Source organism: Methanosarcina sp. DH2, from assembly GCF_020804225.1.
Classification (GTDB): Archaea; Halobacteriota; Methanosarcinia; order Methanosarcinales; family Methanosarcinaceae; genus Methanosarcina.
Map to the genome: position 1 here is coordinate 523,065 of NZ_WJBI01000002.1, position 25,235 is coordinate 548,299.

Annotated in this window: 24 protein-coding genes; 5 read left to right on the forward strand and 19 right to left on the reverse strand. The window is 42.9% G+C overall.

Annotation, left to right across the window (positions count from 1 at the left end; genetic code table 11):
• The first annotated feature begins 16 nt into the window (after nucleotides 1-16).
• A complete protein-coding gene (gene hisA, locus FXV91_RS06215) occupies nucleotides 17-754 on the forward strand; it encodes a 1-(5-phosphoribosyl)-5-[(5-phosphoribosylamino)methylideneamino]imidazole-4-carboxamide isomerase (protein ID WP_229389773.1) in 738 nt (245 codons plus the stop codon).
• Between the two features lie 173 nt (nucleotides 755-927).
• A complete protein-coding gene (gene hisB / locus FXV91_RS06220) occupies nucleotides 928-1,503 on the forward strand; it encodes an imidazoleglycerol-phosphate dehydratase HisB (protein ID WP_229389500.1) in 576 nt (191 codons plus the stop codon).
• A gap of 61 nt (nucleotides 1,504-1,564) precedes the next feature.
• Here hisB and fdhD read toward each other — a convergent pair whose 3' ends face one another.
• The 5 genes from fdhD to FXV91_RS06245 all read right to left on the reverse strand — a co-directional run bounded on the left by fdhD (nucleotide 1,565) and on the right by FXV91_RS06245 (nucleotide 6,249).
• Nucleotides 1,565-2,302, reverse strand: a complete 738-nt coding sequence (gene fdhD / locus FXV91_RS06225) for a formate dehydrogenase accessory sulfurtransferase FdhD (RefSeq protein WP_229389502.1) — start codon at nucleotides 2,300-2,302, stop codon at nucleotides 1,565-1,567.
• Between the two features lie 112 nt (nucleotides 2,303-2,414).
• Entirely contained in the window at nucleotides 2,415-3,824 is a 1,410-nt protein-coding gene (locus FXV91_RS06230; RefSeq protein ID WP_229389504.1) for a hypothetical protein, read from the reverse strand.
• Nucleotides 3,825-3,939: 115 nt separating this feature from the next.
• Entirely contained in the window at nucleotides 3,940-4,122 is a 183-nt protein-coding gene (locus FXV91_RS06235; RefSeq protein ID WP_229389506.1) for a hypothetical protein, read from the reverse strand.
• Nucleotides 4,123-4,203: 81 nt separating this feature from the next.
• Nucleotides 4,204-5,211, reverse strand: coding sequence for a hypothetical protein (locus FXV91_RS06240; protein ID WP_229389508.1), 1,008 nt, complete (start codon nucleotides 5,209-5,211; stop codon nucleotides 4,204-4,206).
• A gap of 39 nt (nucleotides 5,212-5,250) precedes the next feature.
• The gene (locus FXV91_RS06245) at nucleotides 5,251-6,249 is read right to left on the reverse strand and encodes a type IV pilin N-terminal domain-containing protein (RefSeq protein WP_229389510.1); all 999 of its coding nucleotides are present in this window, start codon (nucleotides 6,247-6,249) and stop codon (nucleotides 5,251-5,253) included.
• A gap of 300 nt (nucleotides 6,250-6,549) precedes the next feature.
• Between FXV91_RS06245 and FXV91_RS06250 the strand changes: the two genes are divergently transcribed.
• Both FXV91_RS06250 and FXV91_RS06255 read left to right on the forward strand, forming a co-directional pair.
• Nucleotides 6,550-6,990, forward strand: a complete 441-nt coding sequence (locus tag FXV91_RS06250; RefSeq protein ID WP_229389512.1) for a type IV pilin — start codon at nucleotides 6,550-6,552, stop codon at nucleotides 6,988-6,990.
• A gap of 283 nt (nucleotides 6,991-7,273) precedes the next feature.
• Nucleotides 7,274-7,420, forward strand: coding sequence for a hypothetical protein (locus FXV91_RS06255; protein ID WP_229389514.1), 147 nt, complete (start codon nucleotides 7,274-7,276; stop codon nucleotides 7,418-7,420).
• A gap of 755 nt (nucleotides 7,421-8,175) precedes the next feature.
• Here FXV91_RS06255 and FXV91_RS06260 read toward each other — a convergent pair.
• The 12 genes from FXV91_RS06260 to larE all read right to left on the reverse strand — a co-directional run bounded on the left by FXV91_RS06260 (nucleotide 8,176) and on the right by larE (nucleotide 20,265).
• Nucleotides 8,176-9,108, reverse strand: a complete 933-nt coding sequence (locus FXV91_RS06260) for a hypothetical protein (RefSeq protein WP_229389516.1) — start codon at nucleotides 9,106-9,108, stop codon at nucleotides 8,176-8,178.
• A 27-nt stretch (nucleotides 9,109-9,135) separates the two neighbouring features.
• Nucleotides 9,136-9,282, reverse strand: coding sequence for a hypothetical protein (locus FXV91_RS06265; protein WP_229389518.1), 147 nt, complete (start codon nucleotides 9,280-9,282; stop codon nucleotides 9,136-9,138).
• 31 nt (nucleotides 9,283-9,313) lie between these two features.
• Nucleotides 9,314-9,823 (reverse strand): type IV pilin N-terminal domain-containing protein, encoded by a 510-nt coding sequence (locus FXV91_RS06270; RefSeq protein ID WP_229389520.1) that lies wholly within the window; start codon nucleotides 9,821-9,823, stop codon nucleotides 9,314-9,316.
• A gap of 85 nt (nucleotides 9,824-9,908) precedes the next feature.
• Nucleotides 9,909-10,886: a type IV pilin N-terminal domain-containing protein gene (locus FXV91_RS06275; RefSeq protein WP_229389522.1), complete on the reverse strand. Its 978-nt coding sequence runs from the start codon at nucleotides 10,884-10,886 to the stop codon at nucleotides 9,909-9,911.
• 85 nt (nucleotides 10,887-10,971) lie between these two features.
• The gene (locus FXV91_RS06280; RefSeq protein ID WP_229389524.1) at nucleotides 10,972-12,960 is read right to left on the reverse strand and encodes a type II secretion system F family protein; all 1,989 of its coding nucleotides are present in this window, start codon (nucleotides 12,958-12,960) and stop codon (nucleotides 10,972-10,974) included.
• 11 nt (nucleotides 12,961-12,971) lie between these two features.
• A complete protein-coding gene (locus FXV91_RS06285; protein ID WP_229389526.1) occupies nucleotides 12,972-14,648 on the reverse strand; it encodes a type II/IV secretion system ATPase subunit in 1,677 nt (558 codons plus the stop codon).
• A 764-nt stretch (nucleotides 14,649-15,412) separates the two neighbouring features.
• Nucleotides 15,413-16,117 carry an RAD55 family ATPase gene (locus tag FXV91_RS06290; RefSeq protein WP_229389528.1) on the reverse strand — a complete coding sequence of 235 codons (705 nt, stop codon included), beginning with the start codon at nucleotides 16,115-16,117 and terminating at the stop codon, nucleotides 15,413-15,415.
• Between the two features lie 225 nt (nucleotides 16,118-16,342).
• Nucleotides 16,343-17,524 carry a cysteine desulfurase gene (locus tag FXV91_RS06295; protein WP_229389530.1) on the reverse strand — a complete coding sequence of 394 codons (1,182 nt, stop codon included), beginning with the start codon at nucleotides 17,522-17,524 and terminating at the stop codon, nucleotides 16,343-16,345.
• A gap of 42 nt (nucleotides 17,525-17,566) precedes the next feature.
• Nucleotides 17,567-17,725: a hypothetical protein gene (locus tag FXV91_RS06300; protein ID WP_229389532.1), complete on the reverse strand. Its 159-nt coding sequence runs from the start codon at nucleotides 17,723-17,725 to the stop codon at nucleotides 17,567-17,569.
• Nucleotides 17,726-18,138: 413 nt separating this feature from the next.
• Nucleotides 18,139-18,687 carry a DUF531 domain-containing protein gene (locus FXV91_RS06305; protein ID WP_229389534.1) on the reverse strand — a complete coding sequence of 183 codons (549 nt, stop codon included), beginning with the start codon at nucleotides 18,685-18,687 and terminating at the stop codon, nucleotides 18,139-18,141.
• 49 nt (nucleotides 18,688-18,736) lie between these two features.
• Nucleotides 18,737-19,198, reverse strand: a complete 462-nt coding sequence (locus FXV91_RS06310; protein ID WP_229389536.1) for a GNAT family N-acetyltransferase — start codon at nucleotides 19,196-19,198, stop codon at nucleotides 18,737-18,739.
• 149 nt (nucleotides 19,199-19,347) lie between these two features.
• Nucleotides 19,348-20,265, reverse strand: a complete 918-nt coding sequence (gene larE / locus FXV91_RS06315) for an ATP-dependent sacrificial sulfur transferase LarE (RefSeq protein WP_229389538.1) — start codon at nucleotides 20,263-20,265, stop codon at nucleotides 19,348-19,350.
• 239 nt (nucleotides 20,266-20,504) lie between these two features.
• Here larE and glmM point away from each other — a divergent pair, with 239 nt between their 5' ends.
• The gene (gene glmM, locus FXV91_RS06320; protein WP_229389540.1) at nucleotides 20,505-21,851 is read left to right on the forward strand and encodes a phosphoglucosamine mutase; all 1,347 of its coding nucleotides are present in this window, start codon (nucleotides 20,505-20,507) and stop codon (nucleotides 21,849-21,851) included.
• An 879-nt stretch (nucleotides 21,852-22,730) separates the two neighbouring features.
• On the opposite strand, the gene FXV91_RS06325 is transcribed toward glmM, so the two are convergent.
• Complete coding sequence (locus FXV91_RS06325) at nucleotides 22,731-23,855, reverse strand: TIGR04013 family B12-binding domain/radical SAM domain-containing protein (RefSeq protein ID WP_229389542.1); 1,125 nt, start codon at nucleotides 23,853-23,855, stop codon at nucleotides 22,731-22,733.
• Between the two features lie 135 nt (nucleotides 23,856-23,990).
• Nucleotides 23,991-25,109, reverse strand: a complete 1,119-nt coding sequence (locus FXV91_RS06330; RefSeq protein WP_229389544.1) for a site-2 protease family protein — start codon at nucleotides 25,107-25,109, stop codon at nucleotides 23,991-23,993.
• Nucleotides 25,110-25,235 lie beyond the last annotated feature (126 nt).

Below are 25,235 nucleotides of genomic sequence, written 5' to 3' on the forward strand. Positions count from 1 at the left end.
GGAGATGTGGCTTTCTATGGTTTTTGAAGTGATTCCTGCAGTGGATATGAGAGGAGGAAAGTGCGTTCAACTGGTGCAGGGTGTGCCTGGCAGTGAGATCGTATCCCTGGATGATCCTCTTGCAGTTGCCCTTGATTGGGTAGGTAAAGGGGCAAAGGCCCTCCATCTGGTAGACCTTGACGGGGCAATTGATGGGGAACGCAAAAACGCCCCGATTATTGAAAAAATAGTCCGGATCTGCAGGGAGAAAGGTGTAAGTATCCAGGTTGGAGGAGGGATCCGGAGCTTTGAAGATGCAGCCTCCCTTCTTGAGCTTGGGGTCTCAAGGGTAATTCTCGGAACTGCTGCCCTCCAGAACCCCGAACTTGTAAAACAGCTTGCCAATGCCTTTGGAAGCTCATATGTAAACGTTGCACTGGATGCAAAGAACGGGAAAATCTCAATCAAAGGCTGGACTGAGGCATGTTCGCAAACTCCTGTCGAAATGGGCAAGAAGTTTGAAGAGCTTGGAGCAGGGAGCCTTCTTTTTACGAATATCGATTCCGAAGGCCTGATGCAGGGAGTAAACCCCATTCCAACAAGGGAACTTGTGGAATCTGTCAGCATTCCTGTAATCGCATCCGGAGGGGTAAGCTCCCTGGAAGACCTTCAGGTCCTGAAGAAGACCGGAGCTGCGGGCGTTGTGGTAGGCAGTGCTCTTTATACAGGCAGGTTTACCCTTGAAGAGGCGATTGAGGCTGCCCTCGGGGACTGATTAAGGCTTCCTGTTTTTACATCAGGCTGCCTGTTTTTACTCCTGAAGAGGCTTTCTTCTTCAGCCTGTTTCCTTAATTTTTCGGAGCGAACCGAATATAAGGAGCAAGCAGCCAGATACCAGGTATTTAGATACAAAGTATTTAATTATTTTAAAAAAGAATGTGATGCTGTATGAGAACAGGCAAAATCTCCCGTAAGACAAAGGAAACCGATATTCAGCTTGAGCTTTCCCTTGGCGGTAAGGGCGCTGCAGATGTCAGTACAGGGATTGGATTTTTCGATCATATGCTTACTTCTTTTGCAAGGCACGCCGAGTTTGACCTTAAAATACGTGCCGAAGGCGACCTTTATGTGGACGAGCACCACCTGATAGAAGACGTCGGGATAGTCCTTGGAAAAGCTCTTGCCGAAGCCCTCGGGGATATGGCAGGAATCGCCCGTTTTGGGGAAGCCAGAATCCCAATGGACGAAGCTCTTGCTGAAGTTGCCCTTGACGTTGGCGGGCGCAGCTATCTTGTCCTGAAAGCCGATTTTGTTGCCCCACAGGTAGGCCAATTCAGTACCCAGCTGGTGAAGCATTTCTTCGAGACCCTTGCCTCAAACGCAAAAATCACCATACACGCCAGTGCCTACGGAGATAACGACCACCACAAAATCGAGGCTCTCTTCAAGGCTTTTGCTTATGCGATGAAAAGGGCTGTAAAAATTGAAGGCAAAGAAGTAAAAAGCACGAAAGGGACACTGTGAATAATTCCCATTCTAATTTTTTAAACTCTGAAAGTCCCTTTTATTTTCGGAAGTGACGCGCTTAAATCCGCACCCGCCACTCGCCGGCAAAGACAAGCATTGATTCCTGCCTTAGTTGCCCAACAAGGCACATATTTGCTTTCTTTGCAGCTTCAACCCCGGAGTCAAAGGGCATTGCTTTGGTAGCTACAAGGGGGATTCCTGCGCGAGCTGCTTTTGTGATCATGTAGGCGGGTTGTCTGCCTGTGGAGAGCATGTACAGGTGTGAGATGTCAAGCCCCCGGAGAAGGGCAGCTCCTACCACCTTGTCTACGGCATTATGCCTGCCCACATCGACGATCCGGACTGCGAGTTTTCCTTTTCCGTCTATGAGGGCGGCAAGGTGAGTGCCCCTGGTAAGTTTGTATGTCTCGGATTCGAGATGTCCTGTGCCTGCAAAAAGAGCTTCCGGGTCAAAAATAGCATCCGAATCCACAAAGATTTGCGATCTGCTCGCCTCTTTTTCCCCGGATATTTTGTCATCATGAGTTATTTTTTCCTTTCTCGTCAGGACATGAATCTCATTGCCTTCCACTTCAACCCCTGCAATCTCCCTGAAGTTGAGAATTCCTTCGGTTATGAGATGGCCTACTCCAAGCTCTTTCAGTTCAAGCGGGGAAGAAAAAAGAGTTGTAAATGGTTTCCCGTCGAGAAAAAGTTTAACAGGGCATTCTTTTGCGAGCAGCACTTCAGTGTCTTCAGCCCTGCCGTCGGAATGGATTCTTCTGGCAGGGTAGGGAGTTGTGTATTTTTCAGGCATTTCCGTTCTGGTAATCCGATATGCTTTTCAGACTTATTATTTCATTGATAACGGTTTATTGTTTATTGCCTATTCATTTTTGGAATGTCCCTGAAACTTCTTCCTTCTTCTTTTAGCTGTTAACTATTTCATAGTCTGCACTGCAGTCAAAGTACGTATTGCTGGTATTGAATGTAATTGTTAGGAAGTTGTTATTTGTAGTCGACGGTCCTATGTTGTAAAGATTTATTGCGGAGTCATTTACCGGCCACGAGCTAATGAGATTATTCCCGTCAACTAGTAATTGAGTGTCGGATAAATATGACGGAAGCTTGTACGTTAAAGTTGACTCGTAGTCTGAATAATCAGCTACCCATATTCCAGTGACTTTTCCTTTACCTGCAGATTTACCATCAATGTACATTTCGACATTAAAGTTAAAGTTCGAGATTGTATTTGAGTTCATATCTGCCGCTCCGGATGTCTGGTCTCCGTCTATTACAAGCTTTACAATGTCATTATTTTTAAGTTGTGTTGGGGAACCGTCAATTTCGACCCAGTAATTGTTATTTTTGTTGTTTTTAAATTGGATGTAAGTTCCCGAGGAAATAACTCCTCCGATTTCCTGTTTATTTAATATAATCCTGTTTCCATGAATCAGTTCGTTCCCAATTTCTCCATCTTCTCCAACAGCCCCTATCCCTCCGCTGCTTCCGTAATTGGCATAATTGAAACTGCTGCTTGGTCCAAGTTCTGCCCCTATTATTGTTTTGCTGACATAGAGTCTCTCAAGAGCTTTGCTGCCGCTGGACTGGAAAGAAAAGCGTACTGAGCCGGAACTCGGCAGGTATTCAACCGTATAATCTTTTCCGTATTCAAATCCCTGATTCTGTGCGGTTTCATTGAAGTATGAAGCCCAAGCATCCGGATATTTTGTGGCGATTGTCAGGTTGAAACCTGTGATATTTGTGCCAAGATCTTCGTATTCCTGACTGTCATGTACAGGATCTATTCCCCAGCCAGTCAACCTCAAGGGGATGATTGTGTTTGAGGAGATAGAATGAGGCTTCCCTAAAAGCTGAACTGCGCGGAACAGGAAGATATAACTGCCTGTCCGGTTTTCATCCTCTTTAATATAAAGTGCGGGAGGTTGCTTCATCAGAGAGCTTTCGGTATTTGCGAGTATCATTGCTCCGTTTTCATATCTGAAAATCTGGTCAGGGTATTGCCTGTTTTCCGAATAGCAGGTGATCCCTCCGCATTCAAAGGTATAAGGGCTAATTGTCTGGTTTGGGCTGAGCGGGGTTATTGTCATTGCGCACCTTTCAGTATTCACTTCAAGTTTCCCATCCGATTTTGAGGGTTCGAAAACCGGGACCTCTCCCCCTCCTAAATTGAAAGGTACTGTTGCCGATAAACCGTATGCCGAATAATTGCCTGAGTCCATGTACGTGGAGAGTATGTCTACCCTCGTTTTTACTCCCACCATGTCGTCCCATGTATCATACATGTGGTTCTGTTCCGCATTACTTTTCGAGCTCATCCCAAAACCGATCTTATTTTCACATCAACAAGAATTTTAAAACTATTTTCCCAATCAAAAGATCGATTGATTATTCTAGATTCGAGATTTAGGGACTTAATCCTGAGTTTTGGGATCAGCTCTTCCATTCGGGTACATATCCGATCCTGACCACGGAAAGTACTGTAAATATGAGCGCCAAGAGCAGTACTGCTGCAATAGCGGTTACAGCTGCGGATTCGGATTTTGAAAGGCGGGACAAAACTCCTCCTTTCTTTCCTTCGGGTTCTTTTTTCATAAAGGCGGCATTGGGGAGCATTTTCCAAACCCTTCAGTTGTGATTTTTTACTATTTCCTTCTTTTATCCTTGATTTCTCGTCCAGTTTCCTATCCCGTTTACTCAGTTCAGGCCGATTCCAGGCTCAGCACTGACCACGGTTTCGCTTAAATAAAGCCTTTTAAGGCCAATTGTGCTCGCCTCTGAGGGGAAGGTCAAACGCACGCTTCCGCTTTCGCTCTTTTCAATTGTATATTCCCCAGGGTCTATCCCTGCGTCTGAGATTGTTTTTTCAATATATATTTTCCAGGCATCTGGATGCCTTGTATAAACTGTTAATTTGAAGCGGTCAATATTTCCGAAGTTGTCTATGTCGCTGTCATATAGAGGCCTGTAATCGAGGCCTGCAAGGCGCAAAGAACACCCACTGTTTGAAGAAATGACTTCCGGAGGGTAATATTCTTTTTCGAAAATTCTTATAGCATTTATTGTGACATTATATTCATTTGCCGATGTCCTTGAGAAACGGACTGAAGGGTAGAGCATCATAACTGACTGCTCTTTCTGCCCACAGATCAGAGCTCCTCCTTCATAACTGAAAACTTGGTCCACGTAGTACCTGTTCTGAGAATTATATGTAATCGTGCCGCAATCGATAGATTTGAAGTACATATCTGGATCTACGGTTTTTGGATCTAGATCTGAGGGGTTTGCAATTATACTCATGACACATTTGTCTTTATTTACTGCAAGAGTGCCGCTGGACTTTATAGGGCCTATAAGCGGGAGAGCCCCTCCTCCCATATGTAAAGGCGCGCTCATTACTAACTGGGGTGATGAGGAATCTGGGTCCGAAGAATTAAGATATGAAGAATTTGGATTTGAAGCCATTACTATTGACATCATGTCAATTTTTGACTTGATATCTGCCATATCTTCCCAGACATCGTCCATATGAGAGTATTCTGCATCGTTTTTCCACTCAGGGACGTAACCTATCCGTACAACGGAGAATACTGAAAAAACGATTGCTAACAATAGTACTGCCCCGATGACAGTTGATGTTGCGGACTCCGAACCGAAGAAAAAGGTTCTTCCTTGTTCGGATTTATTTCCATTATTTTTTTTCATTTATTTTCGACCCCCAGCTTCATTACCTGCTTCTACAAGTTAATACTCCACATGGACTCCTACAAAATCAACCCATCCGACTTTTTCACTTTGATTGGCTGCATTTCCTGTAGCCTCAAACTTGACCTTGAGGTTTTCAAGCTCTGCCGTGGTAGTTACATTCGAAGTTATGTTGTAGACAGTTAATCCTTCTTTGTCGCAAGCAACTACATTCTTATATTCTTCCATCTCTGAATCTATTAGTTTCCATTCGTTCGGAACGCCGTCATTGATACTGAGAGTCAGGTTATTCAGGCTGTGGTCGTGTGATTGGTAGACTATTTTCAAGAGAACAAGTTTTAATGGATCTGAAATTCCCATTTCATCTGCATCTATGCCAAAAGTAAACTCTTGGTAAATCCATCCATTTTTTGGGACTATGGAATCTGTTAGTAGCCCGTCATTGATTCCATCAAGCATCTCACTGGGTAACCACTCTCCTTTTGGGGGCACTGAGCTGTCATATACGCTCCCGTACGGGTGAGGAGTTATCCAGTAAGGAAGATGTCCATATCCTCTCTGAAGCACTGCTTTCTGGATCACCTGGTGGGATGGCGTGTGCACAAAATACATATCTATGGCGTCTCCGGCTGTCATATCAAGTCCACTTCCTGAGGTATTGATTACTATATAGTCCCCAAGCATCAAGACGCCGTCTGTGGATATATTACCGTCTGGATCCCTTACTTCGAACCCTGGATCTGACTTATTAAACTCAGCTTGCTGCCCGTTAACACTGAATATAACCTTAATTGCTTCAATGTCAATGGCTTCCCCTCCGCTGTGATAAATCTGCACCTTATCCGTACTTGTGTTGATATTTTCATGCAAATCGGTATGAGGTGTATGCGGGGGATTCATTGCTCCCCCATCTGAAAACACTGTAAGAGCGATTGAAGAAAAAGCCAGCACAACTACAGCTACCATGAGCACCTGCCCTATTACCTCTGAAACTGCTTGGTAGTCCTGACCAAGTGCCCTGTATTTTTTACCCTCCACGATAACAGTCACCTTCTATACATTTCTTGCCTAACTTCCTACAATGTTGTTGATTGAATATTAACTTGATTGTATCAAAATACTTATTTTTGGGATGTGGGGCTGGCAGGAAACATTTATAAAAAATAAGAAACATAATTACTTAACAATCTGTAAAAGTGGCAGCAAAAATTTATATACGAATGAAGAATATCTTTGAGTGCAGTTATAAAAAGTAGTAATTGTAAGTATGTGATTAAAGTGTTAAAATTCAGACAGGCTCTCCTGTCTGGAGGTATTTAACTCAGGAGGGAGAATTATATGGATCTCAAAAAAATATTTAATAATAATAAAGCAGTGTCCCCGGTAATCGGTGTTGTGCTGATGGTTGCAATTACTGTCATCCTCGCCGCCGCAATCGGCTCGTCCGTCTTCGGCCAGGGACCTTCCGAATCCGCACCGCAGTCGAACATTGACATAAGTGTTGTTGATAGTGATACAATAAAGTTTGAACACCTAGGTGGAGACACAATTATTTTAGCTAATAACACAACAAAAGTTATGTTAGCAAGCGGTATCAATAGCTACCAGCTTGATATCTCTGCATTTGCTAACTCGACTTTTGATGTAGGGATGACAAAGACTCTCGATCTTAAGAATAGTACTGGAACCGTATCAATGCCTCCAGGTGAATTCGCAACCGTCAAGGTCGTTGATGTTCAAACTAGTCAGCTTATCGCTGACAAGGAACTGAGATTCTAATCATAAATAAAGAGTACCTTAATGGTGCTTTTCTCTTTCTTTTTTAAATTTTTTCTTTACCTTTTGTTTTTTGTGTTTGTTTAACCATTTCTTCTGATCCAGCTTGCATTATAGATACTTACTCTGAGTTATTGAGCATGTTTGTGTTCCCTGATAGTCGGTTGACACTGTTAAGAATATCTAAAGCTGGAACTTTTTATCTTCGGCGCTTTGCCGCGATGAAGCCTTCTCGCAACAGCTCAAGGAGAAAAATAATGATAAACTCATGCTTTGTTCTGAGAAAATGGATCTTATAAAGAAATGCCTAAGCGTCCCGAAAAATACTTCTCTTATCCTAGAAACCGGTTTTAATCCACAGACGAATATGAACGTCTACGCCAGCTTGCCTGGCGGCTGGTTAAAAGAAACAAAAGAATGTAAAAAAGATTGAAACTTCTACCGGTGGGCTTTTTACATGAGCCCCAGTTCTTGTTTACTGGCTTTTCCTCTTTTTTCTCTTTTTTACTTTGAGATACCGCTCTCCTGCGTCGAGCGTGACAAAAAGGGCTCTGTAGAGCTAATAAGGTTGTACTGGCCAGAATTTAGGATTTTAAGCCAGCTGTTATTTTTTACAACAATATTATCTATGCAACCGTGGATGACTTGAATTTGAGACTGGATAGAATCTGAATCAGGGCCACCTTCAGTTACCTATAGTGCTCTACTTAACCATAAAAAATTCCTGAATTGTCTCTTAAAGCCTGTCACCTTTATGCTAAAAACGTTAATTTGAGCCGGCTCATTGTTTGGCGATGTCTTGAGGCTCTATTCTCGTGGCATGGAAACTCCAGATTTATCAAGAATTCGGATGCTTTTGAGAACTCTTTTACAAAAAAATAAATTGAACTTTTATATGGCCAGCGCTCAAAATGAAGATAACACATATATTAAGGTTTGTTGAGGGGCGTTTTTCACTTATATTCTGTGTGTTAAGATCAAAGCTTTTCTTTATCTCCCGTCACTCAATATATTTTAAGAGTATGAATAGTAATTATTTTTATCCAGCTATTAACTATATTCTAAACAATTTTTACAAATAGGTACACAAAAATTCGATCTTCTTTTAAGAATAAAAAGATCAAGATCTTTATTACAGTAAAAAAAAGTTAATTAAAAAAAGTCGCTTTTTTAAGTAAGTAGGGCTTCTTACTGAAGCCCAGTTTCTATTTTTATCACAGCTTCGTCTATATCAATGGATAAATGATCATTCGGAGGGTGAAGTAAAAAAGTAACCGTGTAGGTACTGTTGCTTAAGGTATAGTCTTCATCCTCAAGGTTAATCTCCTCCGCGGAATCTATAAAGAATCCCTCCCAGGCTTCCTTGTTTTCCGTATAGACTGTCAGGTTTATCGAAGTGATACTGTTATTGGCAAGGAGCGGATCATATCTATCTTCGTACATGTGGTCGAACCTGTAGGAAGTAAGCCTGATGTTTTCAATGGTGTTACTGGACAGGACTCCGCGTTCCCCTTTCAGGTTTACCGCCCTTACAGTAACATCCACGAAATCGCTGCTATTCACGCTACTTTTTTCGAACACAATGCCGGGGGCAAGCTTCATCAAGGATCTTCCCTCCTGGGTAATGATCAGGGCTCCGTTTTCGTAGCAGTAAGTCTCGTCCACATAATTGAGGTTCGCGGGGCGGTAGGAAACAGTGCCTGTGTAAAAGAGCCCCGTACCTGTAGTGTATGGTGCGGTTATATTTTTGTTCACGATTACCGTGAGACCGGATATGTCATTATTAATAGCAAGTGAGCCTCCCGTTGTTGTGCTTCTTATGAAAGGGATCTCACTTCCTCCTACCTGGATGGGGCTGTTCATTACTATTTTGACATCGTCGTTAATTGCAAGTCCTGCAGTCAGGATGTCTACGTTTGACTTGAACCTGGACATGTCCTGCCAGACATCGGACATATGGGCATATTCTGCATCTTCCTTCCAGATGGGCATGTAATTAATCTGGACAGTTGTCATAAAGATGACTACGATACCGATAAGCAGGGCTGCAGCAACTGCAGTTGATACCCCTGAGTCGGACCTGCAAAAAGTGTGAATTGCTTTCAAGCCCCTTTTTTTCATCCTTCCATCCTCTTTCATTTTATTATTTTAACTTGCATGTAATGCCATGCAGCTTTCATTCCTTTTATCGGCAATTACTTCTGTATCTCCGGACCCAAATTCTTCGGTTGTCCACGTCAGTATTCTCTGCTGGATATTAACTGGCATTGAGATCCCTATTTTTTCGCTGGGCACCCGGAAGGGCTGCAGGCTTCTGAGATGTGCATTATATTGTAGGATATACTCCAGCAGGAGCCACATTTTCTCCTGAGGAAATTGTCAGGTACTGGATTGTCTGTTTTGAGGGAGTATCGATGAGAAATACTTTGATTTCATCTTCGTCCTTGATATCGACTCCCCAATTGCTACTCGTATTGATTTCAATTCTGTCTCCCAGCTGCCAGTTGCTTCTGTTGAGATCCGAATAAATACTGGCTGGGGGGTAAATGTACTTCGTTCCGTTAATGTTTACTGCAATCTCAAAGGCTTCGGTTTCAAGAAACTCTCCCCCGCTATGTTCAAGGTAAATAATATCTGTCCCTTCATTCATCCATTCCTTCACCTGAGTATGGGGGATATCGGTAGCTCCGTCATAGGTAGAGATGAATATTCCAATAGAGCTCACAAGAAGAACCGCTATGCTCGTCAGAAGCACCTCTCCCATAACCTCCGAAACAGCATCGCTATTTTTTATTAATTTTTTAAGACCAGACAGACCGATCCTCTTCTTCAGCATCTTTCTTCCTCAAAGTCACTTTTTCCGTTCTTTTTGGACTGGACAGGTAAAATTTTCAATCTTCTCTTTTTGTTTTTTCAGGTTCTCATTCGATCCATAAACCCAGATAATCGATGTTTACCTCTTTTCCCGACGCTTCATTAGCATTCGTTACGGCTTCGAGTCTTACCGTGAAATTAGCCAGGTCTTCGGCAGTATTAATATATTCTGTCAGAGATATATATACGGCAGTGAAGGCATTTTTCTCCGGCAGTGTTATTTCTCTGTAAAACCAATTTGAGGGGTTGTCCACATCATAAAATCTCAATTGTATTTTCAGGAGAGAATTGTCGTTTGTTCTGTAGACAATTTTGAGAGTTACGTTTGTTAGGCTGTCTCCCGGTCTGAATCCGTACATACATGGATTGACTCCGTAATCAAATTCCTCATATATGTCCGGGTCTGTTTCGGTCCCGTTTTTCGTAGGGGTCTTATATGTAGTCCATAAGGTGTCGTTTTCTCTCTGCACATCTGCGAGATACGCTGATCCTCCAGGTGAGGTATCATTTGCTCCTCCCGATGGGGTGATCCATCCGACCTTATATGGAGCCTTCCTGAAATCAGTGGTAAGCCTGGATTTCTGGATCAGTTCCTTTGTTGGGGTGTCGACAAGATAGAGGTCTACCTCATGGTAATCCTGAATGTTAAGGCCCCACTCACTGCTTGCATTGATTTCAAGCACCTCTCCAAGTTCCCAGTAACCGTTGTTTCCTGCCCCTGTATAAACTTCAGAAGAGTTGCAGACATACCTCGTGCCGTTGATGCTGGCCACAATCTCCAGCTCTTCGACTTTTATCGGCTCCCCGCTGCAGTGTTTCAGGTAAATCGTATCTTCTGTGGTATCCATCCATTCCTGAAGGCTTGCATGGGGAAGGTCATCTGGACCACCCCTGGCAAATATGAAGGCGCCCTCGAAACTGAGCATTATAACCACTATCCCTAGAAGAAGCGCTACTCCCATAGTTTCGGATACCGCATTTTCCCTTTTTATGAAGTCTTTTTTCCAGGATTTCAAGCCTCCCATGCTTTTCCTCCCCTGCTCTCTTACTTGCTCTCTTATTCCCTTTTTTTATTTCCTGATCTCTTATCTTACTTCCTTAAATCCAAGCTTAAACGAACATTGTAAAGACTGCGTAGGTAATTATCATCATGCTTACGCTGTACTTCAGGCCCATGTATACCGAACCCTGCCCCATCTTTCCGGCAATAAGCCCGGAAGTTATAGCCTGGACAAGAGCCGAGTGGTACATGAGCATCGTGTACTCCTCTACGTTGAAGTAACCGTTTCCTATCCCTCCGGATCCTATTCCCTGGGATGAACTCTTGAATGATGCACTTTCAGGGAAGAATTGCACAGCCAGGATGTAAACGATGAAAAGGAAGACGAAAAAGGCTACGTAGATGGTGACGACGTAGACCACCATTTCCGAAGAACGCTCTTTTTTTAGCCTCTCTTCACCCTTTACCTGTTCTGCGGTAATGGAAAGCACAGTTTTAAGGTCGCTTGTAGATTCGTTTGCTTTTATGAGGGTATGGAGAATCCGGCTTGATGATGCAGTCCGGATGTTGTTTTCCAGTTTCATGAGGGCTCTTGAAGTGGAAGTTCCCCATGAGAGGTCTTCCTTTAGCTTTTTGAGTTCTTTGCTGAGGAGTCCCATCTTGGATTCTGCGATTATTTTTAAGGAATTAGAGAGCAAGATACCCGAATCGTTCATACTGGATAGGTTTCTCAGCAGGTCAGGCATTCTCTCATCAATTTTTCGCATCCTCCATGCCCTGATTTCGTAAAATATGAGGAAAGGAATGAGTGCAATGACGATAAAAATGACCAGGTAGTCATCAATTGTGCTGATAAATTGAATACTGCTGTCGCTGATATGGGTAAAGTTAGGGTTCCAGTGGAAATTAAAATTGATACTGTCCTTAAGAGTTTTCGGAAGATGGGTGAGATAATAAAGCCCAAGAGGAACTCCGAAAAAGAAGGTGTATCTGGGTTCGTCCCGGATAGATTTATACGGATTAAAAACCAGGTCCCTGATATTGTAAAGCTGCCTGTATAGCTTTAACTTTTTGTCCCTCTTTTCTTCCTCTTCTAAATTGAGTTCTGAGCTGAGTTCAGGGATATCGGAAAGGTTTATGGGATAACCAGAAACATTTCCCTTTTCCGGGCTCATGGAGAGTTCTCCTACCGTATCGAGAAGCACTATGAAGAGCAGGGTTGCAAGAGGTATTATAAAATAAATTAACATGTAAAGGATCTGGGCTGAAGCCGGCCTGAAAAACTGCAGCACTACAAGGGTTACCATTATGAATAACGGGCCTGCAACAAGCACGGTCACATAGACTTCTGCAAGGACATCCAGCCTCTTTAACAGGTTACGGTTTGCCAGTTCCGCCATATCCTGGTATTGCTCGGATTTATTTTTTATATAGTCGGTTATGACTCCGCTGCTTGAAACAAGGATCAGGCCGTCAACAAAATCCTTAAAACTTTCCGAAGGGGTGCGTTCCTTGGCTTCTTTAAGGGCACTTATAAAATCCTTTCCCAGGTAATCCATATCGCGCACAATATAGGAAATTTCTTCCGCGCTTGTGCCAAATATATGGGTATACCTACTAAGAGACCTGAAAACATCATAGATTGACATGCCTCCCTTTGTCAGGGCGTACATGTAAGTTACCGCCGGCAGCATTGATTTATCAATGCAGGCTTTCCGGGTATCCGCCTGAAAATAAGGGTAGATGTATGCAATACCAAAGACTGTAAGAAAACTTATAACGAATAATAAAAGGGCAACTAAAATAGCAAGTAAATAAAAGTACTCTTCTACAAATCCTGCCCTGGTGGAATCCACAAAAAGGCTGAGACGAGAAATAGGGTCTCCAAAAGTTTTCAGCCCGAGCCATAGCCCGAAAACTCCTCCAATTATGCCTGCGAAGATCGAGTACATAAAGGCCGATGCCAGGTACTGGTCTACTGACACTGGAATATGGGAGTGGCGTATCTTTACTTTGAGCTCCTGGAAGCTTTTCCTATTTTTGTAGAAAAAGTCCCCAAAAGTTCTGTATGCCAGTTCATCCACAGAAGTGTAAGTCATGCTCCCCCCTCTTAAGCAACCATATCCTGTATCATACTGTGCAGGGTGTCGTTTTCTATGCCTTCCATGACCATTTTCGGATAACTCTGATATGCCTGCACTACAAGAGATACCTGGACATAACTCCTCATATTTTTTTCATACAGGTAGGTAAGGATCTGTCTTCGGCTCTCTATCTCGTTTCTCAACTGGCCCGTATCCCATCCTCTAACGTGCATGATTTCCTGCATGAGATGGGAGTCCCCAACTTTCAGGAAACAGTCTTCAGAAGGTTCCCAGTTGAAAAGCTCGTTTATGCTAAGGTCTCCTGTCTCACTGTCAACGTTAAGGACTTCGACAAGGCTCCTTGTTCTCCTTACTCTTTTATCTTCTATGTACACCTGTTCCTGGATACAGAGCACATCAAGCGACTGCAGCATAATATGAGGCACATTTATGGGTTCGTGGGTAAGCCTGTTTATAACGGTCTGCACATCTCCTGCGTGCATTGTCGAGCTTGTTGCATGCCCCGTTGACATTGCCTGGAACAGAGTAAGGGCTTCACTGCCTCTTACTTCACCCACGATGATGAAGTCCGGACGCTGTCTCAGGGAAGCCCTTAAAAGGTCGTACATGGAAACTTCCCCTGTAGCGTCTGCAGCAAAGCTTTCCCTTGAAATACCCGAGACCCAGTTGTTGTGATAGAGTAAGAGTTCCCTTGTGTCCTCTATAGATACTATCTTGGCTGTAGAAGGCATGAAAAGGGATGTGGCATTAAGCATTGAGGTTTTTCCTGAAGCCGTTCCTCCTGCAAAAAGCATATTGTATCCGTTTTCAATGACCAGCCAGAGGTATACCAGCATTTCCATATCACACGTCTTAAAGCCTAGCAGGTCAATAGGTGTTATCGGATCTTTTCTGAACTTACGGATAGTAAACGAACTGCCGCGGGGAGTGATTTCTCTCCCTAACATTGCCTGAAGCCTTGATCCGTCCTGGATCGTTGCATCCACAATTGGCTGGCTGACGGAAATGTGCTTGTTATTCAGCTGACACATCTTGATTACAAGTGAGTCAAGTTCTTCTTCTTCAAAAGAAATATTACTTTCAATATTGAGATACCTGGTATGATAAATATAGAGCGGAACTCCGACACCGTCACATGATATGTCTTCTATATAAGGGTCGTAAAGAAGAGAATTAATTTTTTCGTAACCAAGCAGGTTCCTTTTGAGGTAATACATAATCCTGTGAACAGCTGATGACGGAATTTCAGCTTTATAGCGCTCAAGAAGGAAAAGCGTTTTATCTACAAGGAGCGCATCTTTCTCTATTTTAGAAGTTGTAGGGTTCAAAACCAAAATATCCTGAAAATCCTCATAAAGCCTTTCAAGCAGCTCTTTTTCAAACTTTGTGAGGGAAGGTTCAACAAGCCTGTAGTATCTTGTTCTGCGGTCTTCCAGGATCGATACCAGAGCATAAGGTTCTTGAAGCCAGTACCTTTCTATTTCTTTTAAGCCTTCAGGCACTTCAAACTCTACAAGAGGTCCTTCTTTTTCCTGGTCGTACGCAGGCATGCTTCTTAAAGGCTTATCAAAATAACTTTTAGCCCTTTTTAGTACATCTGAGATGGAGTTACTATCGCCTGTTTTCCCGAATAACCCCGAAATAAAACTTTTCTTTTCCGAGATTTCTGTCACTTCATCCATACTCTCGCCTTCAGATTTCTCCTTACGGTATATAGGGAACAACATCTTATAAAATCTTCCTATAATACGCCTGTATCTTACTAAATTTTAAACTTATATATCAGCTAACAGAATGATTATTTCTCCTGTAAAAATCTTTTAATAAGGTCTAAAGGCAATTAATGAAAAAATTTAATTATAAAGTAAATAATAAATTTTTTCATAAGGATATATGGGGCTAAGTTAAGAATAGAGTTAAAGTTAGAAACAGAATTATGGTCAAAAACAGAATTATAGTCAAAAACAGAATTAAAGTTAAAAACAGAATTAAGGTTAAAAACAGAATTAAGGTTAAAAACAGAATCAAAAACATGGTTTAAGTTAAAATGGAAACAATTTGGGAAAAGTTAAAATTCCATACTGATAGCTCTGAAAATAATTCTAATTAAAATAATTCTAAATTAGATCCTTCAGGACTGTAAAATCTGATACAAATTAATCAGTATGCCTGGCTTTTTGTAAAGCTGAAGATTCAGGTGGTCCACGGTTAGTCGGTTGATTATTATAGGGCAGCCTTAATGGCATCTTTCAACCTTTCTTTCAACCTTTCTTTATAAACGTCGCGCGCGTCCTGACCGATTGGCTTCGATCAAATTAAGGATCAATCTTCAACCGCACTAAAAAAATATAGTGTCAAATATCAACTGCTTGACCGTGGACGATCAAGATTCAAGAAAAAGATTTTTAGAGAACAGGTTCTCAGCTCTAAAAATAGTCTTGAAGCTTTACTTCTCTCTCATCCCTGAAGGAGTAAGCTCAAAGAAGAGCTTGTCACCGGATAGGTATGTACCCTTCATTTTTGTAACTGAAAGCATACGCAATAATTTTCCGTTTGCTGTATCTTCTCTCAGTTTCAGTTCTATTTTTCCGAACACAAGATAATCTGCAAAACCCTGATGCTGATTGTGGGCACGGTCGTCCATGAGAAAAAGCGAAGTGCAACCATATCTTGCCAAAATACTGTAAATAGCGTCAAACTTGCTAAGGGCTTCATTGCCCGCACAATTACGTGTTCTGGTAAGAGCTCCAAGGCTGTCCAGAACCACAATATCTATATTTTCAGCCAGGTCCTTGATCATCCCAACCCGATCTTTTTCTGCTGCTTCAAGCTCTTTTCCCAGGCGGGAAGAACAGAGAGTCTCCTGAATTCTGCTCTGAAACACATTTTCTACCACAAGCATCCCGGAATCAATAAAAGGTTCAAGATCCATTCCCAGCGATTTTGACTGGAGTATAACATCTTCCAGAAGTGCTCTTGTAAGGATCAAAAGACCCCTCTTTTCTCCGGAGCAGTTGTTGTACAGGAAATGTATGCCCATTATTGTCTTTCCTGAACCTGTAGATCCCGTGATGAGTATTCCTTTTCCTCTGGGATAGCCCCCTCCAAGAATTAAATCAAGGGATTCTATTCCACTCGTTATTCGTTCCATTTATCTTGCTCCTGAAAAGAATTAGATTAAAGCAACTTACTTAAATCTCCTATTTATGTACTGATATTCTCCAGTACCTGTATTAATATCAATCTCTAAAAAGTAAGAAACATATGCCAGGAAATAACATATCTTCACTTAACTTCTATTTAAGTATCGGATGAAATTTTTCAGGATAAGACTTTCATATGTCTTTTTAGAAGGCGTCTCAAGTACAGGTATTTTTCAGGATACAAGTGCTTTAAGCGCGTTAATTGCATTTACAAGTATATCTACTTCTTCTTCTGTATTGTAGAGCGCAAAGGAAGCCCTCACAGTGCTGTCAACTTCAAGGAAGCGGGTAATCGGAATTGCACAGTGGTGACCACTACGGACGCAAATTTTTCTTGTCTGGTCAAGGATCAAGGCAACATCGTGAGCATGAAGCCCTTTCACATTAAAAGGCACAATTCCTGCCCGATTTTCAGGCCCGTAAACCTCTACGTGCTCGAGTTCTGAGAGCTTCTCTGCAGCTTGCCCGGAAAGTTTCGCTTCATACTTTTCAATCTCAGAAACCCTTATTTTTTCCACATATTCTACTGCTCTGCCAAGCCCGATAACCCCGGGAATATTCGGAGTACCGGCTTCAAAACAGGCCGGTGATGGCTCAAGCGTGTATGCAAGTCCGCTGACGTCCGAAACCGTACCTCCCCCCACTGAGGCACTTTCCAGCACTTCCGGTTCTCTTATATAGAGTACACCAGTTCCCTGCGGGCCAAGCAGACCTTTGTGCCCCGCGGTTGCAAAAAAGTCGCATCGAAGGTCTTTCAGGTCTACTGGTATATGTCCTGCAGACTGGGCGCCGTCAATAAGAGTTTTTACTCCGTTTCTGCGGGCAAGTTTAGTAATCCTGTTAACATCCTGGATAGAGCCGAAAACGTTTGAAACCTGGGTTATGGCGATAATCTTTGTTCTGTCTGTGAGAGCATTTTCTATCACCTGCGGGTCAATTATGCCTTTGCGGTCCGGGCTTACAACTGTTACCTTTACCCCTTTCTTCTGCAGGCGCAGCCAGGGCAGGAGGTCTGAATGGTGCTCGAGCATGGTTGTCACGATGTGGTCCCCTGCCTCCCAGGGATAGCTGTTTGCAACAAGGTTGATCCCTTCGGTTGTATTTTTCGTAAATACGGTATTTGAAGATTCTGCATTCAGGAAACGGGCGACAATTTCCCGCGCATCTTCATAGCGGTTTGTGGTCTCCCTGGCAAGGCGGTGCGCTCCTCTTCCGTGGTTGCCGGCATACCTGTAAAAGTATTCGACCATGGCTTCAACTGCAGGAATTGGTGTCTGAGTAGTGGCTGTGCTGTCAAGGTACACAACTTCTTTTAAAACAGGGAAATCTTCACGGACCGCATATACATCGTACATGCTTCTTTTCTAGGAACGAGAAATAAAAAAAGCTTATGCAGGTTATTTACCCTGCACACCGCCTATCATAAAGCGGTAAAGGTCTAATTCATCTGAGTCGAGGCTGTCTGTACAGCCTTTTACAACGGTATGGTAACCGTTTTTGCGGTGTTTGTATCTATATTCACTTCTTTTTCTGTCTTCGTGATTTAGCTCACTCATAAGTTTTCCTCCTGTCTCTTCAATGTTTGCGCTCTGTCAGGGTTAAAACTTCACTCCTTCCAGACACAGGTCCCTGCGGTCAGGGCATAATTCTTGCCCATTTCGAAAGGGTAAACTGTACTGCAGGTCAGAGCTCAAATCTTTCCGGTGAAATTCCTCGAACTGGAATTCCCGGTCCTTCAGGATGAAATTCTGAAATGAAGGTCAGAATTCTAAGTCCTTCAGGTTGCAAACCCCATAACAGCGCAACAGGCGTTGTTCTTACCCACAACAAATTATTAATTGTAATTCGTAATATATATCTATTCCGGAATATTTTTTGATTTCTTCTAAAATTTTTTGGGTTATATCATATTTTCAAATAAATGCGCTTAAAACAGTTATTTTTCCCTGTTCAGAAATTTAGCTTAAGCTTATTTTTTATATTCCAGATTTTCCATTAGCCCCGAGAGGTGGGCAGGAATAGCTCCTATTGCAGTGCACGTTTCAAGGGAAAGCCCTTTGCGGGTGATATCAAGGTGGTATTTTCCTCTTTCAAAGAGCTCTTTCGGAAGCCCTTTATGCCCGAGACCCACAAGAAATAGAAAGGAACGGTTACGTAACGCTTCTTCAGCGATTTTTACAGGCATTACCTGCCTTTTTGGGTCTGGTTTTGAAGTGGTAATAACTATCTCCCCAAAATGGGATGGAAAGCCTTTTTTTGGGAGATCGGATATTGAAAGATGATTTTTTTCGTAAAGGATCCTTAAATAACTTCCCGATTCCCCTATTGTGGTTTTATCCATAACGAACGCGACAAGCTCTTCTGCAGTCATTTTGAATGGAAAGTCATAAAGGGCAAGATGGAACCCAAAAGCATGACACATTGGCGCAGCTCTGGCAATTGCACGGTAGTGGGCATCGAGGACTTTTATCTTATCATAGGTATTAACGATTCCAAGAGTGAGCATAAACTGCTTCATTATGCTTTTTGTAAAATAATGTTTCGTTAACCCTATCAGCCCAGTTTCTTCAGGAAACTAGAGAAAACTTCATAGCGTGCTGTGTACACTTCTCAAAATGCTCGCACTTTCTGCAGTCTTCCCAGAGAATTAACTTCTCAGCATCCTGCAATCCTATAAATCCAAGTTTTTCAAAAAAGCCAGGAGCAGTTGTCCTCACATATAATTCACAGTCAGGAGCTCCGGGAGTATCGGGGCAACTAATAGTATTTATAAGGTACTCCATAAGCCTGGTTCCGACCCCTTTTCCCCGAAAGTTCGGGTGTACGGCGATGGAATGAAGCTCCAGAAAATTCTTCTTTCCGGCTGTGTCCCTGATAAACGCAGCACATCCGATAACCTTTCCTTCCATCTCAGCCAGCACAAAGTCTCCGGGTTCAAGCTCTTCCATATCCAGAAAATAAGTAGATAGTAGTCTCTGAATTGAAAGGAGATCTTTTTCTTCGGCTTTTCGGATTAGAATTTCTGTCATGTTTTTTCCAGCAGTCAGTCTTTTTATGATCAATAAGACTTATCCTACCAATCTTGTTATTTCGGTATTTTATTCTTCTTCTGTTTCATTTTTCTTCTGTTTCATTCTTCTTCTATTTTATTCTTCTTCTGTTTTATTCTTCTTCTGTTTTATTCTTCTTCTGTTTTTCTCTCTTCCTCAGCCTTCTTCCGCATGAAGGGCTCATCCATACTTCCTGAACGGAACCCCTCAAGATCGAGGGTTACATAGTCAAAGCCAAGAGATTTAAGATGCCTGGATATTTTTTCTTTTTTGCGGAGTGCGTCCTCAAACTCTTCGCCAGCAACCTCTATCCTGGCAAGGTTGGAATGCATTCTGACTCTGAACTGTGTAAAACCCAGATATAAAAGATATTCTTCAGCTTTTTCTATTTTCTCAAGAGCTTCGGTAGTGATAGGCTGTCCATAAGCAATGCGTGTGGCAAGGCAGGCTGCAGATGGTCTGCCGGCTGCGGAAAGGGAGCGGTTTGAGGCAATCTCCCTGATCTCCTCCTTTGTGACGTTAAACTTCACAAATGGAGAAAATATCTTTTCACCTGCTTCCTCGATTGCTCTGTACCCGGGGCGGTTTTCTCCTTTTATCTCTGAAGCGTTTGTCCCTTCAAGCACGACATTATATCCGGCTTTATCTGCGAGCTCTACCAGGGTTTCAAGAAGGGCTTTTTTACAGAAATAGCACCTGTTAATTGTATTTGCGGAAAAATAGGGCACGCTGTTCAGGGAGAACGGGAGTATCTTATGCTGAATACCTATTTCACAGGCTGTCTGGGAAGCTGTTTCGAGCTGCTGCCTGGGAAAAAGCGGAGAATCTATAGTTACGGCAAGGGCTTTTTTCCCAAGCTCTTCAAATGCAAGAGCTGCAAGAGTTGTACTATCCACTCCCCCTGAAAATGCAATAATCGCGCTTTCTCTGGCTCTAATAGCCTCTCTTATCATTTCGACCTTTGCAATGTCCATTAATAACGAGTTTTCAGCTAATAAGATATATGTATTTTCCAACCCTATAGTCAGGTGTCTTGCAGCAGTCATAATAAGGGGATATGGGGATACTTAATGGTGCTTTTTCCTGAGTTATAAAAGCTCTCGAAATGACGCCGTTTCAAAAGTTATTTACTTTACTTCAAAGATGTTTTAATTTCGTATCGAAGCTTTGTTTTCCTATCAGAGCTCTGGTTACAATAATAAATCTAATTAGGACCTAATTTCCTTATACCTGGTTTCCTTATAGTAGTATAATTTTGATGTAAATAATGAGATGGAGATCTTAAATGGAATTATTCGGAACTAATGGTGTGCGTGGCATCGCCAATGAATTTGTAACGCCTGAACTGGCAGTCAATTTAGCTAAAAGCCTTGGCACGTATATGGGCTCAAAAGGTACGGTCGCAATAGGCTGTGATACCCGGATTTCGGGCCAGATGCTGAAATCTGCAGCAATTGCCGGAGCTCTTGCAACAGGTCTGAGTGTGATTGATGTAGGAACTGTCCCTACTCCCTCTATCCAATACTATGTGCGCGACTATGCTGACGCCGGGATCGTTATCACGGCATCTCACAATCCCAGGGAATACAACGGGATCAAGCTAATTGCAGGAGACGGTTCAGAGTTCCCGAGGGAAGGAGAGAGAGAAATTGAAAAAATTTATTTTTCAGGCAAATTCTCAGTGGTCTCATGGGAAAAGACGGGAAGTTTCAGGACTGACCTGTCAGTTAATGATTATTATATAAAAAACGTAATCAGTGCAGTAAATGCTGAGACCATACGCAGCCGGAGGTTTAAAGTAGTGGTGGATACGGGCTGCGGAGCTGGTTCCCTTACCCTTCCTTTCCTGCTCAGGGAACTTGGCTGTGAAGTATTGACACTCGGGGCTCAGCCTGACGGGACCTTTCCATGGAGGAATCCCGAACCCACACCTGAAGCCCTGACAGAGCTTTCGGACCTTGTTAAAAAGACAGGGGCAGCCTTCGGGGCAGCACATGACGGGGATGCGGACAGAATAGTCTTTATGGATGAAAATGGGGAATTTGTAAACGAGGAAATCCTGCTTGCCATGATGACGAAATACATGCTTGAGGGTGAAAAAGGGCCTGTAGTCACTCCTGTCAGTTCTTCCCAGCGCATGGCTGATGTCGCAAAGGAAGAAGGGGTTGAACTTTACTGGACAGCTGTCGGTTCAATCAATGTCGCCAGAAAAATGATGGAAGTAAATGCCGTTTTCGGGGGCGAGGGCAATGGAGGCCTTATTTTCCCCAAGCACCAGTACTGCCGGGACGGAGCCATGGCATGTGCTAAAATCCTTGAGATCCTTGCCGGAGGGAAAAAGTTTTCCGAATTAACTAAAAGTGTGCCTGTATACTTCAATGCAAAGACCAAAACGCCTTCCCGGGATGTCATAGGTACTATGGGGAGAATCAGGTATGAGACCTCAAGCATGGGACTCGTAACAGATACTATTGATGGGGTCAAGATCTGGTACGATGATGGGTGGGTCCTTATCCGTCCTTCAGGTACGGAGCCTATTTTCCGGATCTTTGCCGAGGCAAAAAAACAGGAAAGAGCCGAAGAATTAATGCAGGCAGGTCTGGAAATGGTTTTGAGGGCGGAAATGGTCTGAAAGCAATTTTGCCAGCACCATTTTTTCGGCATGCAGGTTCTCAACAGAGCCCGGAGTAATGTATTAGAGTAGTGATAGTGAATCTACAGGATAGATAAAAATGCAGATGAGGTTCAAGTTAAATTGGGCCTTGATCTGCCTCTCTTAATTTCATATTACTTGACATAGAACTGGAGCCAAAAAAATGACTGGCTATGAGTTTCTAATAAATTTTCTGTCCTTCACCAAAAATCATCTTTTTTTGAACCTATTTTATAAATCACTTTTTTGTGAAATTTCTTTTTATCTATTCTGTTTTTATGGCTTCTACTCACGTAATTAACACTGAGTATGAGTTAATAGAAAATAAGTAACAATAAATTATAAATAGTTTAAAGCATTTCTTACATATGGGAATGAAAACGAGGTGCATTTTTCCCGTAAATAAATGTGCCAGCATGAGAGCCTCCTAATCTGAAAAACATATGCCTCCTAAATAATAAAAGTATCAGAAGGTTCTAAGTCACCTGCTAAGATGAATGAGACCAATACAAGATCAATAAGCATATATCAAAAAGAGGACTGAGTACGAGATCAAAGATATCCTTTAAAGTACACGAACCATTAAAGCTGAGAAATTAGTGAGCATACTTTAAAAACAGGCATAGATCAAACCTGCAAATAAAATAACATCTTTGAAAACGATACAGACCGGAGTTTAATTCCGATTAAAGGATTGACAGAGGAGTGAGTAACAGGATCAAAATAAAGGTCTCCTTGTGCGGTTAGTTCAAAAACAGATTTATTGCAAAACGTAGGATTAAAGTTTAGAAGCCGGTATGGAGTAACATCGTCGGCTTTCTTTAATCCGTTTCTCCTTCCTTTTTTTAGATTTTTATTTTAGGTTTTCCTGTATTTTTCCCAGTAACCTGTTAGTTTTCCCCCAAGGGCAAGTTTTCCAAGCTCCCGCCGTACATGGTCGCTAACTTCCGAGGGGACTGCTGATGCATAAGGAGTTCCAGGAAGCGGAGTCATGTAGTGAGCCCGGACAGTCCCTCCTTTTTTGCAGATCCAGCGCACTAGGTCCAGGCTTTTTTCCTGGTCTTCTTCGGTTTCGGTGGGAAGCCCGAAGATAAAATCAACTGCCGGGACGATCTCATGTTCAAGGCAACACTCAACAGCTGAGATGCTGTCCTCAACCGTATGCCCTCTCCTTATTTCTTTAAGGATGCGGTCACTTCCGGACTGAGCTCCCAGGCTAAGGCTGTCGTTTGCACAGTATTTTCTCACAAGTTCGGCAGATTCCTCGGTCACGAACTCTGGACGGACCTCGGAAGGGAAAGTCCCGAAAAAAATCTTTTTATCAGGTAGTTCATAAAGAGCAGAGAGCAGTTTTTCTACCTTATCGAACCTCGGGTGAATCCCATCGCTTCCGTAAGCGAAAGCATTTGAAGCTATGAAACGGAGGTCATCATAGTGCTGTGCATTCTTCAGGATGGAATCAACGCTTCTGTGCCTGACCTCCCTTCCAAAAAGCCTCGGAGTCTGGCAGTACTTACAGCCCCAGGGGCAGCCGCGGCTGATCTCAACGGGAGCCCGAAGCTTTTTCGGGTCAAAACAGGGATATATATCCAGGTTCACATGCGGCCTTTCAGGAGTTATTGTTATCTTGCCGGTATCCGGGGTTTTATAAGCAATTCCCTTTACCTCTCCCGGGTCTCTTCCCTCCTTCAGGACCTTAACAAGTTCTGGAAGTGTTTCTTCCCCTTCACCAAGCACTACATAATCAAAATACTCAAGCGTCTCTTCCGGAGACCCGGAAGGGTGAGGTCCGCCTGCAACGAAGATTGAGTCGGTTTCTGCATTTTCTACTTCTCTAAATACTTTCTCTGCCTGCTTTGTAGTAAAACTGTAGATCATGATCCCGTCCAGGGGCATGTCCGTAAATCCGGCTTCAGGAAGCAAAGGTGAAAGGACCGCAAAACTGTAAGAGTTCTTTTTGCTATACCGGAAATGCACGTTCATTATTTTTTCTCCTTTTTTCAGTGCTTTTTTCAGGTTTCTATCCTCTTCAGATTTCGATTCTCTTCAGATTTCGATTCTCTTCAGATTTCGATTTTCTTCAGGTTTCGATTCTCTTCAGGTTTTTCAATTCTATTTTCAGGTTATGGGCTTAAAAGGTATCAGAGTGAAGCAAAGCAGGCCAAGTATAAAGGTAATTATCCCTATGAGGATGCGTTTTCTATCCAGCTTCACTTTGTCGTGAAGAGGGGAAGGATGCCCGGCTGCTGCAAAAGCCCAGAGGAAGAGAGCCCAGAATATCCATATAAATCCATCTCCCTCTAACCAGTAAACCACATAAAAACCTATCAAGAAGAGGATACGCGGCATCATCGTAGAAACTCTGTCCGCTTTTTTGCCGAGCATTGCCCTGAGCACGTGCCCTCCGTCAAGTTGCCCTGCAGGCAGGAGATTCAGGAGAGTTACAAACATCCCCACCCAGCCCGCAAAAGCTACGGGGTGCAGGTTGCTCCCAGTAACACCGACAAGCTTCTGGACCATTACAAAAAGAGGTGGGAGACCAAGCTCAAACATCAGGGAATCGGGCAATGGTTTGATCGCAGGCGCATCAAGATTTAACCCTATTATGGTGACCGCAATTGAGACAAAAAGCCCCACCAGAGGACCCGCAATTCCAACATCAAAGAGAACTTTTCGGTTGGGGATAGGTCCTCTGTAACGAATTACCGCTCCCATTGTGCCTATAAAAGTCGGAAACGGGATGAAGTAGGGAAGGGAAGTTTTCATTCCATGGTATCTCGCCATTGCATAGTGAGCCATCTCATGAGAACCGAGCACAGCCAGTATTGCAAAGGTGAAGGGCAAACCCTGGAAAACCTGCAGGGGATCACTCCAGAGGTCAACCCCGAACATCCAGGCTCCGCAGATCATGGTTGTAAATACTGTTGCTATGAAAAGTACGAGATTTACCCAGACTTTTTCCTTTGCCTTCTTTACAGGAGCAACAATAAGAACGTGTTCCCCAAGCTCGTACCTCAGGGTACCTCCAAGCCCTTGCTGTTCGAGAGGAGCCCAGAGTTCTCCCATTACATTTTCGGCATCTGTTTTAGGGGTGCCGAAAAAATAAAGTATCTCTCCGGATTTCTGGATTTCATATACATTAAATACCCTGGTTATGAAAGGGTATATGCGTGAAATCGATTCTTCAACATCTGCCTTCCCATTGCCTTTTCTATGGTCTTCGATTCCCGGTTTCATTTTAGGTTTCACGTCTCTGAAGCTTGAGGTTTCTCTTAGCGTTTACACTTAGCCTTTCTGGTTTTATAATTTGATTTGCATCTTTTTAATCTGCATCTTTTTAATTTGCATCTTTTCAATCTGTGC

What these genes read in the sequence shown, in the direction of transcription:
- hisA (WP_229389773.1), top strand. Translation starts at nt 17, where the DNA reads ATGGTTTTTGAAGTGATTCCTGCAGTGGATATGAGAGGAGGAAAGTGC.
- hisB (WP_229389500.1), top strand. Translation starts at nt 928, where the DNA reads ATGAGAACAGGCAAAATCTCCCGTAAGACAAAGGAAACCGATATTCAG.
- fdhD (WP_229389502.1), bottom strand. Translation starts at nt 2,302, where the DNA reads ATGCCTGAAAAATACACAACTCCCTACCCTGCCAGAAGAATCCATTCC.
- FXV91_RS06230 (WP_229389504.1), bottom strand. Translation starts at nt 3,824, where the DNA reads ATGAGCTCGAAAAGTAATGCGGAACAGAACCACATGTATGATACATGG.
- FXV91_RS06235 (WP_229389506.1), bottom strand. Translation starts at nt 4,122, where the DNA reads ATGCTCCCCAATGCCGCCTTTATGAAAAAAGAACCCGAAGGAAAGAAA.
- FXV91_RS06240 (WP_229389508.1), bottom strand. Translation starts at nt 5,211, where the DNA reads ATGAAAAAAAATAATGGAAATAAATCCGAACAAGGAAGAACCTTTTTC.
- FXV91_RS06250 (WP_229389512.1), top strand. Translation starts at nt 6,550, where the DNA reads ATGGATCTCAAAAAAATATTTAATAATAATAAAGCAGTGTCCCCGGTA.
- FXV91_RS06255 (WP_229389514.1), top strand. Translation starts at nt 7,274, where the DNA reads ATGGATCTTATAAAGAAATGCCTAAGCGTCCCGAAAAATACTTCTCTT.
- FXV91_RS06260 (WP_229389516.1), bottom strand. Translation starts at nt 9,108, where the DNA reads ATGAAAAAAAGGGGCTTGAAAGCAATTCACACTTTTTGCAGGTCCGAC.
- FXV91_RS06270 (WP_229389520.1), bottom strand. Translation starts at nt 9,823, where the DNA reads ATGCTGAAGAAGAGGATCGGTCTGTCTGGTCTTAAAAAATTAATAAAA.
- FXV91_RS06275 (WP_229389522.1), bottom strand. Translation starts at nt 10,886, where the DNA reads ATGGGAGGCTTGAAATCCTGGAAAAAAGACTTCATAAAAAGGGAAAAT.
- FXV91_RS06280 (WP_229389524.1), bottom strand. Translation starts at nt 12,960, where the DNA reads ATGACTTACACTTCTGTGGATGAACTGGCATACAGAACTTTTGGGGAC.
- FXV91_RS06285 (WP_229389526.1), bottom strand. Translation starts at nt 14,648, where the DNA reads ATGGATGAAGTGACAGAAATCTCGGAAAAGAAAAGTTTTATTTCGGGG.
- FXV91_RS06290 (WP_229389528.1), bottom strand. Translation starts at nt 16,117, where the DNA reads ATGGAACGAATAACGAGTGGAATAGAATCCCTTGATTTAATTCTTGGA.
- FXV91_RS06295 (WP_229389530.1), bottom strand. Translation starts at nt 17,524, where the DNA reads ATGTACGATGTATATGCGGTCCGTGAAGATTTCCCTGTTTTAAAAGAA.
- FXV91_RS06300 (WP_229389532.1), bottom strand. Translation starts at nt 17,725, where the DNA reads ATGAGTGAGCTAAATCACGAAGACAGAAAAAGAAGTGAATATAGATAC.
- FXV91_RS06305 (WP_229389534.1), bottom strand. Translation starts at nt 18,687, where the DNA reads ATGAAGCAGTTTATGCTCACTCTTGGAATCGTTAATACCTATGATAAG.
- FXV91_RS06310 (WP_229389536.1), bottom strand. Translation starts at nt 19,198, where the DNA reads ATGACAGAAATTCTAATCCGAAAAGCCGAAGAAAAAGATCTCCTTTCA.
- larE (WP_229389538.1), bottom strand. Translation starts at nt 20,265, where the DNA reads ATGACTGCTGCAAGACACCTGACTATAGGGTTGGAAAATACATATATC.
- glmM (WP_229389540.1), top strand. Translation starts at nt 20,505, where the DNA reads ATGGAATTATTCGGAACTAATGGTGTGCGTGGCATCGCCAATGAATTT.
- FXV91_RS06325 (WP_229389542.1), bottom strand. Translation starts at nt 23,855, where the DNA reads ATGAACGTGCATTTCCGGTATAGCAAAAAGAACTCTTACAGTTTTGCG.
- FXV91_RS06330 (WP_229389544.1), bottom strand. Translation starts at nt 25,109, where the DNA reads ATGAAACCGGGAATCGAAGACCATAGAAAAGGCAATGGGAAGGCAGAT.